The sequence below is a fragment of the Streptomyces sp. NPDC088350 genome (genome assembly GCF_044753545.1).
In the GTDB taxonomy this organism is placed as follows: domain Bacteria; phylum Actinomycetota; class Actinomycetes; order Streptomycetales; family Streptomycetaceae; genus Streptomyces.
The window spans coordinates 133,838-149,571 of record NZ_JBIVNL010000019.1 but is presented as its reverse complement, the minus strand read 5'-3'; the positions used below and the strand labels follow the sequence as shown (position 1 = coordinate 149,571).

The 15,734-nt window shown below is 72.0% G+C and carries 13 protein-coding genes; 9 read left to right on the top strand and 4 right to left on the bottom strand.

What is annotated here, in order from left to right:
* Positions 1-60: 60 nt before the first annotated feature.
* Positions 61-5,136, bottom strand: a complete 5,076-nt coding sequence (locus ACIQBL_RS44780; protein WP_401953920.1) for an ATP-dependent helicase — start codon at positions 5,134-5,136, stop codon at positions 61-63.
* A 157-nt stretch (positions 5,137-5,293) separates the two neighbouring features.
* On the opposite strand from ACIQBL_RS44780, the gene ACIQBL_RS44775 reads away from it, so the two are divergent.
* Genes ACIQBL_RS44775 through ACIQBL_RS44765 form a run of 3 tightly spaced genes read left to right on the top strand, consistent with a single transcriptional unit; the run spans position 5,294 to position 7,232 of the window.
* Positions 5,294-6,280: an AraC family transcriptional regulator gene (locus tag ACIQBL_RS44775; RefSeq protein WP_401953918.1), complete on the top strand. Its 987-nt coding sequence runs from the start codon at positions 5,294-5,296 to the stop codon at positions 6,278-6,280.
* A complete protein-coding gene (locus tag ACIQBL_RS44770; protein ID WP_401953958.1) occupies positions 6,169-6,927 on the top strand; it encodes an AzlC family ABC transporter permease in 759 nt (252 codons plus the stop codon). The genes ACIQBL_RS44775 and ACIQBL_RS44770 overlap by 112 nt, the downstream gene beginning before the upstream one ends.
* On the top strand, positions 6,924-7,232 hold the full coding sequence (locus ACIQBL_RS44765; RefSeq protein WP_401953915.1) for an AzlD domain-containing protein: 309 nt from the start codon (positions 6,924-6,926) through the stop codon (positions 7,230-7,232). Before ACIQBL_RS44770 ends, ACIQBL_RS44765 begins: the two co-directional genes overlap by 4 nt.
* 12 nt (positions 7,233-7,244) lie before the next feature.
* On the opposite strand, the gene ACIQBL_RS44760 is transcribed toward ACIQBL_RS44765, so the two are convergent.
* On the bottom strand, positions 7,245-8,189 hold the full coding sequence (locus ACIQBL_RS44760) for a hypothetical protein (protein ID WP_401953913.1): 945 nt from the start codon (positions 8,187-8,189) through the stop codon (positions 7,245-7,247).
* Between the two features lie 80 nt (positions 8,190-8,269).
* Here ACIQBL_RS44760 and ACIQBL_RS44755 point away from each other — a divergent pair, with 80 nt between their 5' ends.
* Positions 8,270-8,464 (top strand): DUF3046 domain-containing protein, encoded by a 195-nt coding sequence (locus ACIQBL_RS44755; protein WP_401953910.1) that lies wholly within the window; start codon positions 8,270-8,272, stop codon positions 8,462-8,464.
* A 59-nt stretch (positions 8,465-8,523) separates the two neighbouring features.
* Positions 8,524-9,888 (top strand): AI-2E family transporter, encoded by a 1,365-nt coding sequence (locus ACIQBL_RS44750; RefSeq protein ID WP_401953907.1) that lies wholly within the window; start codon positions 8,524-8,526, stop codon positions 9,886-9,888.
* A 64-nt stretch (positions 9,889-9,952) separates the two neighbouring features.
* Here the strand turns inward: ACIQBL_RS44750 and ACIQBL_RS44745 are convergent, their stop codons facing one another.
* Together ACIQBL_RS44745 and ACIQBL_RS44740 are read right to left on the bottom strand one after the other, a co-directional pair.
* A complete protein-coding gene (locus ACIQBL_RS44745; RefSeq protein WP_401953905.1) occupies positions 9,953-10,711 on the bottom strand; it encodes a hypothetical protein in 759 nt (252 codons plus the stop codon).
* A 126-nt stretch (positions 10,712-10,837) separates the two neighbouring features.
* Complete coding sequence (locus ACIQBL_RS44740) at positions 10,838-11,041, bottom strand: hypothetical protein (protein ID WP_401953903.1); 204 nt, start codon at positions 11,039-11,041, stop codon at positions 10,838-10,840.
* Positions 11,042-11,362: 321 nt separating this feature from the next.
* On the opposite strand from ACIQBL_RS44740, the gene recA reads away from it, so the two are divergent.
* The 4 genes from recA to ACIQBL_RS44720 form a co-directional block, all read left to right on the top strand.
* Positions 11,363-12,493, top strand: a complete 1,131-nt coding sequence (gene recA / locus ACIQBL_RS44735) for a recombinase RecA (RefSeq protein WP_401953901.1) — start codon at positions 11,363-11,365, stop codon at positions 12,491-12,493.
* Positions 12,494-12,496: 3 nt separating this feature from the next.
* Positions 12,497-13,468 (top strand): recombination regulator RecX, encoded by a 972-nt coding sequence (gene recX / locus ACIQBL_RS44730; RefSeq protein WP_401953898.1) that lies wholly within the window; start codon positions 12,497-12,499, stop codon positions 13,466-13,468.
* Between the two features lie 219 nt (positions 13,469-13,687).
* On the top strand, positions 13,688-14,392 hold the full coding sequence (locus ACIQBL_RS44725; RefSeq protein ID WP_401953896.1) for an ArsR/SmtB family transcription factor: 705 nt from the start codon (positions 13,688-13,690) through the stop codon (positions 14,390-14,392).
* Positions 14,389-15,734, top strand: a 1,346-nt coding sequence (locus tag ACIQBL_RS44720) for an ABC transporter permease (RefSeq protein WP_401953893.1), incomplete at its 3' end; no start/stop codon positions are given. The genes ACIQBL_RS44725 and ACIQBL_RS44720, both read left to right, overlap by 4 nt.

Sequence of the window (15,734 nt, the reverse complement as noted above, 5' to 3'; positions counted from 1 at the left end):
GGTGGCATGGGGTGGGTGGTGGCTTCGGGTGAGATACCGCTTGGTTCACGTGTGGTTGGTTCATGCGCGGAGGCGCAGGCCGCGCGGTGTCGCGATGAAACCCGCTCCTTCCAGGAGGGTGCCGATGGGGGAGGTCAGGGCCGAGGCGCCGTTGACGCGCTCCACGGTGACCGTGCCGAGCGAACCGGCGCGGGCCGCCGCCGCGAGGGCCTCGGCGGCCGCCTGGAGGCGTGGGTCTGCGGTGCCCGTGGTGTCCGGGGCGGAGGGCCAGGCCAGCAGGGTCTTGCCGCCGCGCTCCATGTAGAGCGTCAGCTCACCTTCGACGAGCACGACGAGCGAGCCCGCCTTGCGGCCCGGTTTGTGTCCGGCGCCGGTCGGGGGTTCGGGCCAGGGGAGGGCCGCGCCGTACGCGTTCGCCGGATCTGCGGCGGCCAGGACCACGGCTCGGGTAGTGAGGGAGGGGCGGGGGCGGGGGTGGTGGTTGGCGTAGGGGGAGGCGGTGTTGCCCCGGGATGCCGTGGTGGGGAAGTCGCGGGGGGAGATGTAGTCGCCCGGGGACGGCGGGTGGGAGGACGGGGTGCGGTTGTGCCGTGAGATGAGGTCGGCCGGTGTGCCCGTGGCGTCGAGGTCGTCGAAGTCGGTGAAGGGGCCGAAGTCGTCGGCGAAGTCGTGGACTCCGGGGGAGTCGGGTGTGGTGTGCCGGGCGTGGTCGGCAAGGGAGGCGTGGGGGGCCTGACGACCGTGGTTGTCGGGCGGGTTGTCGGTGGTGCTCGCGGCTCCGAAGCGGCCGGTGGAACCGTTGCCGGAGTCGGTGGTCGATGAGTGGGAGCCACCGAGGGCTCCGAAGCCGTAAGGATCGCTGTCCGTGGCGTCCGGCGTGGGCAGGTCGTCGCCCCGGTCGCGGGCGTTGGCGACCGCGCGGAGTCGGTCCACCGCGCCGTCCATCGCGAACTGGGCGGCGCCGAGCCCCTCCACGACGTAACCGCGCCGCGCCTGACCGCTGTCCTCGAAGACGGACAGGACGCGGTACGTCGCCGAGAAGCCGCCCTCGACGCCTTCCGCGGCGACCGCGCCCCGGGTCACCACGCCGTGCCGGTCGAGCAGGGTGCGGGCCAGTGCGTGGGCGCGCACCGTGGGGTCCGGTTCGTGGGCGGGGAGCAGGGACCAGCGGCCCGCGACGGTCGGCGGACCGGTGCGGGAGGCGGGGCGGGCGGCGGCGGTCAGTGAGCCGTAGCGCCCGCGCGGGACCGTGCGTTTGGCGCGGTGGGCCGTGGAACCGGCCGTACGGCCGGAGCCCAGCAGGGAGCGCATGGGGGCGAGCGTGTCGTTCGTGAGGCGGCCGGACCAGGCCAGGTCCCAGACGGCGTCGGCCAGTTGGGGATCGGTGACGTCGGGGTGGGTGGTCGCGCGGACCTGGTCGGTGATCTGGCGGAAGAAGAGGCCGTAGCCGCCGGAGAGGGTGTCCAGGACCGACTGGTGCAGTGCTGTGAGTTCGAGCGGGTGCGGGGGCGGGAGGAGCAGGGGGGCCGCGTCCGCCAGGTACAGGGAGACCCAGCCGTCCTTGCCGGGGAGGGAGCCCGCGCCGGCCCACACCAGCTCGCCCGCGGAGGTGAGTTCGTCGAGCATGGCGGGCGCGTAGTCCGCCACGCGGGACGGCAGGACGAGCTTCTCCAGGGCGGACGCGGGCACGGACGCGCCCTGCAACTGCTCGACGGCGCGCACCAGTCCGTCGATGCCGCGCAGTCCGTGACCCTTGCCGATGTGCTGCCACTGGGGCAGGAACTGCGCGAGCGCGGCCGGCGGCACCGGCTCCAACTCGTGCCGCAGCGCGGCCAGGGACCGGCGGCGCAGGCGACGCAGCACCGTCGCGTCGCACCACTCCTGGCCGATGCCGGCCGGGTGGAACTCCCCTTGTACGACACGGCCGTTCGCCGCGAGCCGCTGCAACGCGCCCTCGGTGACGGCGACTCCGAGGCCGAAGCGGGCGGCTGCCGTGGCCGACGTGAACGGGCCGTGGGTGCGGGCGTGGCGTGCGAGGAGGTCGCCGAGCGGGTCCTTGACCGGTTCTGTGAACGCCTCCGGGACGCCGACCGGGAGCGCCGTACCGAGGGCGTCGCGCAGTCGGCCCGCGTCCTCGATCGCCGCCCAGTGGTCGGCGCCGCCGATACGGACCCGGATCGCGCGGCGGGCGGAAGCCAGGTCCTGGGCCCACTGCGGCGCGGCGCCCCGCTCGGCCAACTCGGCGTCGGTGAGCGGGCCGAGCATCCGCAGCAGGTCGGCGACGCCCTCGACGTCCTTGATGCGGCGGTCCTCGGTGAGCCACTGGAGCTCCCGCTCCAGTTCGGTCAGCACCTCGGCGTCGAGGAGTTCGCGCAGCTCCGCCTGGCCGAGCAACTCGGCCAGCAGCCGCGAGTCCAGCGACAGGGCGGCGGCGCGCCGCTCGGCGAGCGGTGAGTCCCCCTCGTACAGGAACTGGGCGACGTACCCGAAGAGGAGGGAGCGGGCGAAGGGGGACGGCTCGGGGGTGGTGACCTCGACGAGGCGCACCTTGCGGGATTCGAGGTCGCCCATCAGCTCGGTGAGGCCCGGGACGTCGAAGACGTCCTGGAGGCATTCGCGGACCGCCTCCAGGACGATCGGGAACGAGCCGAACTCACTTGCCACCTGAAGCAGTTGGGCGGCGCGCTGGCGCTGTTGCCACAGTGGGGTGCGCTTGCCGGGGTTGCGGCGCGGCAGCAGCAGCGCGCGGGCGGCGCATTCGCGGAAGCGGGCCGCGAACAGGGCCGAGCCGCCGACCTGGTCGGTGACGATCTGATTGACCTCGCCCTTGTCGAAGGCGACGTCCGCCGCGCCTACGAGGGCCTGGTCGGCGTCGTACTCAGTGCCGCGCTTCACGGGCTCCTGGTCGAGCAGGTCCAGGCCCATCAGGTCGGCGTCCGGCAGCCTCAGGACGATGCCGTCGTCGGCGTGCATCACCTGGGCGTCCATGCCGTAGCGCTCGGAGAGGCGGGCCCCGAGCGCGAGGGCCCAGGGGGCGTGCACCTGGGCGCCGAACGGGGAGTGGATGACTACCCGCCAGTCGCCGAGTTCGTCGCGGAAGCGCTCCACGACGATCGTGCGGTCGTCCGGGATGTGGCCGCAGGCCTCGCGCTGTTCGGCCAGGTACGACAGCACGTTTTCCGCGGCCCAGGCGTCGAGGCCCGCGGCGAGGAGGCGCAGGCGGGCGTCCTCCTTGGGCTGGGAGCCGACCTCGCGCAGGAACGCGCCCACCGCGCGGCCCAGTTCGAGCGGGCGGCCCAGCTGGTCGCCCTTCCAGAAGGGGAGCCGGCCCGGGACACCCGGCGCGGGGGAGACCAGGACGCGGTCGCGGGTGATGTCCTCGATCCGCCAGGAGCTGGTGCCGAGCGTGAAGACGTCCCCCACCCGGGACTCGTAGACCATCTCCTCGTCCAGCTCGCCGACCCGACCGCCGCCCTTCTTGGGGTCGGCGCCGGCGAGGAAGACCCCGAAGAGTCCGCGGTCGGGGATCGTCCCCCCGGAGGTGACGGCCAGGCGCTGCGCCCCGGGGCGGCCGGTGATCGTGCCGGCGATGCGGTCCCACACCACGCGCGGGCGCAGTTCGGCGAACGCGTCCGAGGGATAGCGACCCGCGAGCATGTCGAGCACGGCCGTGAACGCCGACTCCGGGAGCGAGGCGAAGGGGGCGGCACGGCGGACCGTGGCGAGCAGGTCGTCGACCTGCCAGGTGTCCAGTGCCGTCATCGCGACCAGCTGCTGGGCGAGGACGTCCAAGGGATTGGCGGGGACCCTCAACGACTCGATGGAGCCGGTGCGCATCCGCTCGGTGACCACGGCGGCCTGGACCAGGTCGCCCCGGTACTTCGGGAAGACGACGCCCGTGGAGACCGCGCCGACCTGGTGTCCCGCGCGGCCCACGCGCTGGAGGCCGGACGCCACGGACGGCGGGGACTCCACCTGGATGACGAGATCGACGGCGCCCATGTCGATGCCCAGCTCCAGACTGGACGTGGCCACCACGGCGGGCAGCCGGCCCGCCTTGAGGTCCTCCTCGACCTGGGCGCGCTGCTCCTTGGAGACCGAGCCGTGGTGGGCGCGGGCGATGACCGGGGGCGCGCCCTGGGCGGCGCCGGAACCGCCCATCAGCTCGGCCGGTGCGTGGTGCTCGTCCAGGGGCTCGCCGGTCGCGCGCTCGTAGGCGATCTCGTTGAGCCGGTTGCACAAACGCTCCGCGAGGCGGCGGGAGTTGGCGAACACGATCGTTGAACGATGTGACTGGACGAGGTCGGTGATGCGCTCCTCGACATGCGGCCAGATCGACGGCTTCTCCGCGCCCTCACTGCCGTCGGCCACCGGGGAGCCGCCCAGCTCGCCCAGATCCTCGACCGGGACGACCACGGAGAGGTCGAACTCCTTGCCGGACTTCGGCTGGACGATCTCCACCTTGCGGTGCGGGGAGAGGTAGCGGGCGACCTCGTCGACCGGGCGCACGGTCGCCGAGAGGCCGATACGGCGGGCCGGCCTCGGCAGCAGTTCGTCCAGCCGCTCCAGTGACAGCGCGAGATGCGCGCCCCGCTTGGTGCCCGCGACCGCGTGCACCTCGTCCAGGATCACCGTCTCGATGCCGGTCAGCGCGTCGCGCGTGGCCGACGTCAGCATCAGGAACAGGGACTCCGGGGTGGTGATCAGGATGTCCGGCGGGCGCGTCGACAGAGCGCGGCGCTCGGCGGGCGGGGTGTCGCCGGAGCGGATGCCGACCCTGATCTCGGGCTCCGGCAGACCCAGGCGGACGGACTCCTGGCGGATGCCGGTCAGCGGGCTGCGGAGGTTGCGCTCCACGTCGACCGCGAGAGCCTTCAGCGGAGACACGTACAGGACGCGGCAGCGCTTCTTCGGGTCGGCGGGCGGGGGCGTAGCGGAGAGCTGGTCCAGGGCGGCCAGGAACGCGGCCAGGGTCTTGCCGGAACCGGTCGGCGCGACCACCAGCACGTCCGAACCCTCGCCGATGGCCCGCCACGCGCCCGCCTGGGCCGCGGTGGGCGCGGAGAAGGCCCCCGTGAACCAGCCGCGGGTCGCGGGGGAGAAGCCGTCGAGGGCTCGGTGTGCGGAGCTGACCATGCGTCCATCCTGCACCCGACCACTGACAATGCGTCTGACCTGCGGGAATTCTCCGGCGCTGGCTCGCAGAACCGTTTCGGTGCCTGCCGACTGCCGACGACAGGACCGTTTCTCCGCCTGCCGACCGCCTGCCGACCGCCTGGCGGAGAATGGGCATATGGCAGGTTCGGGCGAGCTGGCGAGGCACTGGCAGTACACGGAGCTGCCCGGGGTCGACCTGCTGCGCGCCCGGTACATCCGCAAGACGTTCGTACGGCACACACACGAGAACTTCGTGATCGCCGCCATCGCGGACGGCGTCGAGGTGTTCCACCACGGCGGGGGTGATGTGTCAGCCGGGGCGGGAGCGCTCGCGCTGGTGAATCCGGACACTCCGCACACCGGCCGGGCGGGCGTGCCCGAGGGCTGGCGGTACGGGGCGGTCTATCCGTCGCCCGAGGTGGTGGGCGCGATAGCCGCCGAGACCACCTCGATCCGCGGCACTCCCGGGTTCGCCAGTCCCGTGCTCGACGACCCCTACACCGTCGGGCTGGTCCACCAGATCCTGCGCGCGGCCGACGAGGGCAACGCGCTCGCCGCCGACACCCTGCTGCGGGTCGCCGTCACCAGGCTGCTCCGGCTGAACGGCGGACCGCTGCCGCAGCGCGTCGTGTCCACGGCGGGCGGTCGCGTCGCCGCACGCGCGCGTGCCGTGCTGGAGGAGCGGATGGCGGACCCGCCGTCCCTGGAGAAGCTCGCCGGTGATCTGGGGACCAGCCCGTTCGCGCTGCTGCGTGCCTTCCGCGACGCCTACGGGATGCCGCCCCACACCTGGCTGACCGACGCCCGTGTGCGGCGGGCACGTCGGCTCCTTGACGCCGGTACGGCCCCTGCGGAAGCGGCCGTCGCCGTCGGGTTCACGGACCAGCCGCACCTCAACCGGCACTTCACCCGGATCGTCGGGGTGCCGCCGGGCGCGTACCAGAGGGAGCGCAAGAACGTACAAGACGCGGGGCGGCGACTGCTCCTACCGTCCGACACGTGGCAGAACAGATCGCTTCAGAAGACATACGCGCCGGAGCGGGAGGAGAACCGGGCTCCGAGGCCGGGGGAAAGCCGGACTCGGCCGTCGTACGGGACGCCCTGGGCGTCGGGGTCGCCGTAGGGCTGTCGGGGTTCGCCTTCGGGGTGACCTCGGCCGGCGGCGGGCTCACCCTGCTCCAGACCTGCGCCCTCAGCCTCCTGGTGTTCACCGGTGCCTCCCAGTTCGCGCTCGTGGGAGCGCTCGCGGCCGGCGGCAATCCGCTCACCGCGGCGGCGGGAGCCTTCTTCCTGGGCGTGCGCAACACCTTCTACGGGCTGCGCCTGTCGCAGTTGCTGGCCCTCCCGCGCGCGGTGCGGCCGTTCGCCGCCCAGTGGGTCATCGACGAGACGACTGCCGTCACGCTCGCGCAGCCCACGCGGCGTGCCGCGCGGATCGGTTTCACTGTCACCGGGCTCACTCTGTACCTGCTGTGGAACCTCACCACGCTGCTCGGCGCGCTGGGTGCCAAGGCCATCGGGGACACGGACGCCTGGGGTCTCGACGCGGCTGGGCCCGCCGTCTTCCTGGCACTTCTCGCGCCCATGCTCAAGACCACCACCGAGCGCGCCGTCGCCGCACTCGCGGTCCTGTTGGGGCTGGGACTGCTGCCCGTGCTGCCTGCCGGTGTGCCGGTCCTGGTGGCGGCTCTCGCGGCGCCGATCGCCCTCTACGCAGAGGGCCGTCGGCAGGGTGGATCACGTAACGACGCACAGGAGGAAGACCGTTGAGCATCTGGATCGCGATCGCGGCGACCGCCCTCGGTTGCTACCTCGTCAAGCTCGCCGGACTCCTCGTGCCCGCGGGCGCGCTGGAGCGGCCACTGGTGAGGCGGCTCGCCGCCCTGCTGCCCGTCGCCCTCCTCGCCGCGCTCACGGCCCAGCAGGCCTTCGCCGACGGGCACGCGCTCGTGCTCGACGCGCGGGCCGCCGGGCTCGCTGCGGCAGCCGTGGCGCTGGTGCTGCGCGCTCCGTTCCTGCTCGTCGTCGCGGCGGCCGTGCTGGTGACGGCCGGTGTGCGGGCCATGGGCGGCTGAGGCGGCCCGGGATCAGCCCACAGAGCGGCCGTACGCCTTCAGGGTGCGCAGGGCCTGGATCGTCACCATGGGGCGTGCCTCCAGGGCGATGCCGGGTGCCCACTGGCGCCAGCGGATCGGCCAGCCGCCGTCCTCCTGCTGGCCGTCCGCCAGGTGGTCGAGGGAGCGGGCAATCTCGTCGTCCGTGAACCACGCGCGCGCGAGGGAACTCGGGGTCCTCGCGTAGTCGTACGGGAAGTGGTGCTCGCCCGGTGCGTACCCGGGGGCGACCGGGTAGGCCTCCAGGTGGTCCGGGTCCAGGGCGGCGAGACGGTGCTCGCGGACCAGGCGGCCGAGGCGGTCGGCGGCGGCCTCCGCGCGCGGGCGGTCCGGTGCCGAGTCCAGGAAGGCGACGGCGGCCTCGATCTCGTAGGGGTGGGACTTCTCCAGGGAGTCGACGGCCTGCCAGCAGAAGTCGGTGGCCCGGAACAGCCAGGCGTGCCACACCTCGTTGCGGTGCAGCAGGCCCACCACCGGCCCGGTGGCGAGGAGTTCGCTGGGCGGGTCGTCCACGATCGGCACGAACGGAGCCGTCGGATAGCCGCGCTGGCCGGGATCGATCGCCGGCAGGGCACCGTCGGCCCTGGAGACCGAGGTCAGATAGCGGCACACGCGTTCCACCCGCTGCCCGCCGCAGCGCCCGATGGAGTCCAGGACGCGCAGGGCGTGACCGGTGTGCAGCGGCTGGCTCACCGGGCCGCGCAGATCGGGTTCCAGCGCGTGCCCGTAGCCGCCGTCCTCGTTGCGGTAGGCGTCCAGCGCGGTCTCCACCGGATCGGGTTCGCCGTTGAGGAAGTGGTATGCGAAGAGGCGCTGTTCCAGCACGCGCGCGGTGAGCCAGACGAAGTGCTCGGCGCGGAAGAGCGGGGAGTGCGCCGGGGGCGTCGGGGGGAGTGGGGAAGCTCCTGATTCGGCCATGCGTCAGACCGTAGGACGGAAAGCGGTCTCGGCGAGCGGTCCCGGCCCGGGCCCACTCTCAGGGGCGGGATACTGGTGTCATGCGGTTGACGGTCTTCTGGCAGCGGATGACGGAGCACTTCGGCGCGGAGTACGCCGAGAGCTTCGCCCGCGATCACGTGATGACGGAACTCGGCGGGCGAACGGTGCACGAGGCGCTGGACGCCGGCTGGGAGGCCAAGGACGTGTGGCGCGTGGTCTGCGCCGTCATGAACGTTCCGCAGGAAAGTCGCTGATCGGTCACGAAGATCGCCGCCGGTGACTTGTTGTCAGTGCCGTAGGCGAGACTTGCACCGTGGCATCCACTGACGAGACCGGGCACGACGCCCCGCAGACATCCCCGTTCGGTACGACGCCCCCGGCCCGGCCCCCGGCCGACGGCGCCGTGCCGGGCACGGGCATGCCGCGCTGGCTGCCGCGCGCCATGGTGCTGGCGCTCGCCCTCGTCGCCGTGTTCCAGCTGGGGAGTTGGGCCTTCCACCAGCTCATCGGGCTGCTGATCAACATCCTCATCGCGTTCTTCCTGGCCCTCGCCATCGAGCCCGCGGTGAGCCGGATGGCCGCCCGGGGCATGCGCCGGGGGCTGGCCACCTTCCTGGTCTTCCTCGGTCTGCTGATCGTGAGCGCCGGGTTCGTCACCCTGCTCGGGTCGATGCTCGCCGGTCAGATCATCAAGATGATCGAGGACTTCCCGAACTACCTCGACTCCGTCATCAACTGGGTCAACACGCACTTCCAGACCGACCTGAGACGGGTCGACATCCAGGAGGGGCTGCTCCACTCCGACTGGCTGCGCAAGTACGTGCAGAACAGCGCCACCGGCGTGCTGGACGTGTCCACCCAGGTGCTCGGGGGCCTCTTCCAGTTGCTGACGATCGGGCTGTTCTCGTTCTACTTCGCCGCCGACGGGCCGCGACTGCGGCGCGCGCTGTGCTCCGTGCTGCCGCCCGCCCGGCAGGTCGAGGTGCTGCGCGCGTGGGAGATCGCCGTCGACAAGACCGGCGGCTACATATACTCACGCGGCCTGATGGCGCTGGTCTCCGGAGTGGCGCACTACATCCTGCTGCAGGCGCTGGGCATCCCGTACGCGCCCGTGCTCGCCGTGTGGGTGGGCCTGGTCTCCCAGTTCATCCCGACCATCGGTACATATCTCGCGGGTGCCCTGCCCATGCTGATCGCCTTCACCGTGGACCCCTGGTACGCGCTGTGGGTGCTGATCTTCGTCGTGGTCTACCAGCAGTTCGAGAACTACATGCTGCAGCCCAAGCTGACCGCGAAGACCGTCGACATCCATCCCGCCGTCGCCTTCGGTTCGGTCATCGCGGGCACCGCGCTCCTCGGGGCGGTCGGGGCGCTGATCTCCATCCCGGCCGTCGCCACGCTGCAGGCGTTCCTCGGGGCGTATGTGAAGCGGTACGCCGTCACGGACGACCCCCGGGTGCAAGGGCACCGGACCACCCGGGGCTCCGACGGGCCCGGCCCGCTGATCCGCGCCCGACGGCTCTGGGAAGGGCGGGTTGGGGCGACCGGGCCCGCAGCGGCCGATTCCGCCGGGACGACCGACTCGGACTCGGGGACGACCGACTCCGAGCCGACGGTGCCGACGGATTCGGAACCGGCCGGCTCCGACCTGAGGGGCTCTGCGGAGGGCTCCTCCTGAAGGGGGATCCGGCAAGAACACTGGGGGAGGCGTGATCAGAACGTGAACCACCAGGGCGCAGCGGTCAGTACGTGAGCAACGCCCACACCCCCGCCCCGGCCACCGCGGCGGCGTAGCAGCCGACCGCCACCGTCACGGTCCGCCGCCGTACCGCCTCGCTCCAGGAGGTGCGGGACAGCAGCCAGGCCAGTGCCGGCAGGACCAGGACGGCGTGCAGGCTCACCCCGTGCAGCGGCTTGAGCGGGGCCGTCGAGTGGTATGCCGCCTCCTGGTGGCCGGTCCGCGCGAGGACCACCCCGCGCGCGATCATCGCGGCGCCCGAGGCCAGCGCGACGAGCAGGATCGCGAACCCGGAACGCACCGCGAGCGCCATCCCCGCGGGACCCGTCGGCCGGTGCCGGAAGGACGCCACCGCGAACACGGTGAGCAGCACCACGAGGACCGCGCCGCCCACCGCGAGCGTCATGGACACCGCCGTGTCGAAAGGCGTCTCCATATCGAGGTGCGACGGCACCCGGCGCCACGCCTGGAGGGTGATGCCGCCGACCTCCACGACACAGTCGGCGGCGAACACGACGAGCAGCACGGTACGCAGCCTGGCCCCGACGCGCAGATACGACGTGACCCAGGTGACCGCGATCAGCGTCGCCCCGAAGGAGAGCCCGAACGTGACGGGCTTGCGCCAGGAGACGGGCCCGTACCAGGGGCCGCCGTCGACCGCGAACACCACGAGATGCGCCAGGCCGGAGACGATGAGCAGGGCACCGGTCGTGTGACAGAGCCGCTCGGCGGGGCGGGCATCGCTCTTCAGGGTCCGAGTCATGGCCCGAGCCTCGCGGGAACGCGCCGCGCGGTCGTCGTACGGCCGAAGACACCCGCCGTACGCCAGGAGAAGTAGCGCTTCTGGAGGTTTCGGGGGCGTGCCGGTCCGGCGCGGGCTGCTGAACGGCTACTGGTAGCAAGGAGTGCCGCACCGGACGGAGACGGTGCCGGTCTCGCCGGCCGTCGGGACCGCCGTGCTCCGTGCCGGTGCGGGGTGATGCACCCGGCTGGTCTCCCAGGGCGCGGGGGCGGCCGAAGCCGCCGGGCTCGCGATGCCGATGGTCGCCGCGGCCAGCACGGCCGCGATCCCCGCACGCTTCCACACGCTCATCAGGTTCTCCGTCCGTCGACTGCCGCTGCCGTCAGTCTCCATAGCCGGCCCCCGGGGCGGGAAGGATTTCCATGTGGTTCGAAGGGTCACAGGACACGCGACATCCGATGACGCGAGTGCCGCGTGGTGCGCTTGACACGAAAATCGAACATCCATTCTTATGGAGGCTCCGGCGAGGCCATGACGGGCATCTCGGCAGGCTTTTGATGGTGAAGTGCCCGAGTTATCCACAGGCTGGACGGGCGTCGGGGCGCATTGTCAGTGGCAGGCGTTAGCGTCTTTGACGTGAAGCGATCGACTCAAGCAAACCGGGTGGAACCCATGGCAGGAACCGACCGCGAGAAGGCGTTGGACGCCGCACTCGCACAGATTGAACGGCAATTCGGCAAGGGCGCGGTGATGCGCCTGGGCGAGCGGCCGAACGAGCCCATCGAGGTCATCCCCACCGGGTCGACCGCACTGGACGTCGCCCTCGGTGTCGGCGGTCTGCCGCGCGGCCGAGTGGTGGAGGTCTACGGCCCGGAGTCCTCCGGAAAGACGACCCTGACCCTGCACGCGGTGGCGAACGCGCAGCGGGCCGGCGGACAGGTGGCGTTCATCGACGCCGAGCACGCCCTCGACCCCGAGTACGCGAAGAAGCTCGGCGTCGACATCGACAACCTGATCCTGTCCCAGCCCGACAACGGCGAGCAGGCCCTGGAGATCGTGGACATGCTGGTCCGCTCCGGTGCCCTCGACCTCATCGTCATCGACTCCGTCGCGGCGCTCGTCCCGCGCGCGGAGATCGAGGGCGAGATGGGTGACAGCCACGTCGGTCTGCAGGCCCGTCTGATGAGCCAGGCCCTGCGGAAGATCACGAGTGCGCTCAACCAGTCCAAGACCACCGCGATCTTCATCAACCAGCTCCGCGAGAAGATCGGCGTGATGTTCGGTTCCCCGGAGACCACGACCGGTGGCCGCGCGCTGAAGTTCTACGCCTCGGTGCGACTCGACATCCGCCGCATCGAGACCCTGAAGGACGGCACGGACGCGGTCGGCAACCGCACCCGCGTCAAGGTCGTCAAGAACAAGTGCGCGCCGCCCTTCAAGCAGGCCGAGTTCGACATCCTCTACGGCCACGGCATCAGCCGCGAGGGCGGCCTGATCGACATGGGTGTGGAGAACGGCTTCGTCCGCAAGGCCGGCGCCTGGTACACGTACGAGGGTGACCAGCTCGGCCAGGGCAAGGAGAACGCGCGCAACTTCCTGAAGGACAACCCCGACCTGGCCAACGAGATCGAGAAGAAGATCCTGGAGAAGCTGGGCGTGGGCGTCCGTCCGGAGAAGGAGAAGTCCGCCGAGCCGGTCGCGGACGCGGCGGTCTCCACCGCCACGGACGACGCCGCCAAGGCGGTGCCCGCTCCGGCTGCGGCCAAGGTCACCAAGGCCAAGGCCACGGCAGCCAAGAGCTGACCCGTGACACGACGAACGGACTGGGCCGAGTACGCGTATCCCGACGCCCCCCAGGGGCGCGGGAGAGGCGACGGCATGGCCTACGGTGCGGACGGCGCATCCGAGGAGCCGTACGGCATGGACGGGCCGTACGGCGACGAGCCGGGCGCTGACTGGTCGGCCGGCTTCGCCGGTGAGGCCGGTCCGCCTTTCGGCGGCCCGGAGCCCGGTGACGGTCCGGCGGCCACCGGTCGGCCTTTCAGGAGCTCGGTGCCCGGCGGCACTTCGCGCGGTGGCGGGTTCGGCGACGACGCACCCGGCCGCAGCTCGCGCCGTAGTCGGGGAGCACGTGACGAGGGCGGCTCGCGCGGGGGTACGGCGCGCGGTGACGGCGCACGCGGAAGGCGTGGGCGCCGTGGCCGCGGCTTCGGGGAGTCGTCCGGAGAGGACGGGGGTGACTTCTCCTCGTCGAGGGCCGAGAAGGAAGAGCCGCCGGCGGACCCGGCCGAGCGGGCGCGGGGAATCTGCCTGCGCCTGCTCACCGGGACCCCGCGCACCCGTAAGCAACTCGCGGACGCCCTGCGCAAGCGGGAGATCCCGGACGAGGTGGCGGACGAGGTGCTGTCGCGGTTCGAGGAGGTCGGACTGATCAACGACGGCGCGTTCGCGGACGCCTGGGTGGAGTCCCGGCACCACGGCCGGGGGCTGGCTCGGCGCGCGCTCGCCCAGGAGCTGCGCACCAAGGGCGTCGACTCGACACTGATCGACGAGGCCGTCTCCCAGCTCGACTCCGAGCAGGAAGAGACGACGGCACGCGACCTGGTCGACCGCAAACTGCGGTCCACCCGAGGCCTCGACCGCGACAAGAGGCTGCGCCGCCTCGCGGGCATGCTGGCCCGCAAGGGCTACTCCCAGGGCATGGCCCTCAGAGTGGTCCGACAGGCGCTGGAGGAAGAGGGCGAGGACACGGAGTTCCTCGGGGACGAGGGGTACTGATCCGGTGTCGATCCGGTTCTGACTGGTGTCGATCCGGTTCTGGATCGATCCGGCTCTGACCTGTCTGGTGGTGCGAATGTCCTGAACACGGTGGACGCGCGGGGGCGCCGATCGCGTTCAGGCAAGCACCGGCCGATGCTCGGGGTAGGGCTAACCCCCTGTTGAAGACGCCGGACCACCTCAGTGCACAGACACCTGTGCACAAACGACTGTGTACGCATGGCACAGGAACTCGGCCCAACCGGCGTGGAGACGCCCACCGAGCGGACCCCGGCGGCCCCCGCACCGGTCGAACTCTCCGATCTCGCCGCGCTGAAGGCACTCGCGCAGCCCCGCCGCCAGCGCATGCTCCAGCACCTCACCCTGCACGGCCCCGCGACTTCGGCCACCCTCGCCCGCGCACTGGGCCTGAACACCGGCTCCACCAGCTATCACCTGCGTGAACTCGCCCGTTACGGCTTCGTCGAGGAGACGGAGACGGAGGCGCAGGCCGAGTTGGCGTCGGAAGGGGAGACGGAGCGCGCGCCCGGTCATGGCCGCGAGCGTTGGTGGCGGGCCGTTCCCGGTGACCGCCGCTTCCCGCCGCGCAGCCGTCAGAGCGCCGAGATGCGGCACGTCATGGACGAGCTCAACCACCATGCGTACGCCGCCGACCTGGAACTCTTCGAGCAACTCCAGCGGGACTCCGCCGAGACCGGGCCCTGGGCGGACGCCTTCCCGTACTCGCGCGGCACCATCCGGCTCACCGTGCCCGAACTCGGGGCGTTCTTCGAGGAGTACATCGCCCTCCTCAACCGCTACAAGCGCCCTGAAGCCGACACCCCGGCCGGCGCCCGCACCGTACTCACCCGGTTCCTCGCCTTCCCGGCACCTCTCGCCGACGCCGACCCGGCGTACAACGGAAAAGAGACCGAGCCCTCATGATGCTGCGCTACGCCCTCCGGTCCGTCCGCGCCCGCAAGGCCGGATTCGTCGGCGCCTTCCTCGCCCTGATGTGCGCGGCCGCCCTCATCACGGCCTGCGGCACCCTTCTCGACACCGGCCTGCGCGGCACCATCCACACCGAGCGCTACGCGGCGAGCCCGGTCGTGGTCTCCGCCGACCAGAACGTCCACCGGACCACCGTCAAACACAAGAAGGGCAAGACCAAGGTCAAGCACAAGGCGAAGCCGATCGCCGAGCGCGCCTGGCTCCCCGCGGACCTGGAGAGCAGGCTCTTACGGACCCCGGGCGTGGCCCGTGTCATCCCCGAACTGACCTTCCTCGCCCAGCCGTTGACACCCGCCGGCACGGGCGGCCGGACCGCCTACGGGCACGCCTGGGACTCCGCCGCGCTGACGCCGTACCGGCTCGTCACCGGCGACGCTCCACGGGCCGCCACCGATCTCGTCGTCGACCGCGACCTCGCCGAACGAGCCCGGCTCCGGCCCGGCGACCGGCTCACCGTCCAGTCGACGCGGGCTCCGCGCAGTTACCGGATCACCGGAATCGCCGCTCCCGCCACGGCTGTACGCCATCAGACGTCGCTCTTCTTCTCGACAGGCGAGGCCCGTCGGCTGGCCGCGCACCCCGGGCAGGTCACCGCGTTCGGCGTGCTCCCGGACACGGGCACGAGCGCGGCCCGGCTGCGGCGGGCCGTCGCCACAACGCTCCACGGCACCACCGCTCAGGTCAGCGCCGGCGACGCACGCGGCCCCGTCGAGTTCCTGGACGCCGCCACGGCCAGGGTCAGGCTGGTCAGCATGGGCGGCGCGATGGGCGGTACCTCGCTGGTCGTGGCGGTCCTCGTGGTCGTCGGCACCTTCGCGCTCTCCGTCCAGCAGCGCCACCGTGAACTCGCCCTGCTCCGCGCGGTGGCCGCCACCTCCGGCCAGATCCGCGGACTCCTCGGCCGCGAAGCCCTGATCGTCGGCACGGTCGCCGGTGCGGCGGGCAGCCTGCTCGGACTCCCGCTGGGCGCCTGGCTCTACGACAGGTTCGTCGCCCTGGGCGCCGTCCCCGCCACACTCCAGCACACCACCGGCGTCGTCCCGCCGCTGGCCGCCCTGGCCGCGACCGTGTTCGGCGCCTGGGCCGCGGCCCGGGTCGCCTCCCGCCGTATCTCCCGAATCCGCCCGGCCCAGGCACTCGCCGAAGCCGAAACCGAGGCCGGAGCTGAACCGGAAGCCGAAGCCGGAGCTGAACCGGAAGCCGAAGCCGGAGCTGAACTGGGAGCCGAAGCTGAACCGGCGGCCGAACAGCGAGCTGAAGCCGAAGGCGAACTGCG

Excerpts from the sequence above, each read along its gene's own strand:
- ACIQBL_RS44780 (WP_401953920.1), bottom strand. The coding sequence starts at position 5,136 with ATGGTCAGCTCCGCACACCGAGCCCTCGACGGCTTCTCCCCCGCGACC.
- ACIQBL_RS44775 (WP_401953918.1), top strand. The coding sequence starts at position 5,294 with ATGGCAGGTTCGGGCGAGCTGGCGAGGCACTGGCAGTACACGGAGCTG.
- ACIQBL_RS44760 (WP_401953913.1), bottom strand. The coding sequence starts at position 8,189 with ATGGCCGAATCAGGAGCTTCCCCACTCCCCCCGACGCCCCCGGCGCAC.
- ACIQBL_RS44755 (WP_401953910.1), top strand. The coding sequence starts at position 8,270 with ATGCGGTTGACGGTCTTCTGGCAGCGGATGACGGAGCACTTCGGCGCG.
- ACIQBL_RS44745 (WP_401953905.1), bottom strand. The coding sequence starts at position 10,711 with ATGACTCGGACCCTGAAGAGCGATGCCCGCCCCGCCGAGCGGCTCTGT.
- ACIQBL_RS44740 (WP_401953903.1), bottom strand. The coding sequence starts at position 11,041 with ATGAGCGTGTGGAAGCGTGCGGGGATCGCGGCCGTGCTGGCCGCGGCG.
- recA (WP_401953901.1), top strand. The coding sequence starts at position 11,363 with ATGGCAGGAACCGACCGCGAGAAGGCGTTGGACGCCGCACTCGCACAG.
- ACIQBL_RS44725 (WP_401953896.1), top strand. The coding sequence starts at position 13,688 with ATGGCACAGGAACTCGGCCCAACCGGCGTGGAGACGCCCACCGAGCGG.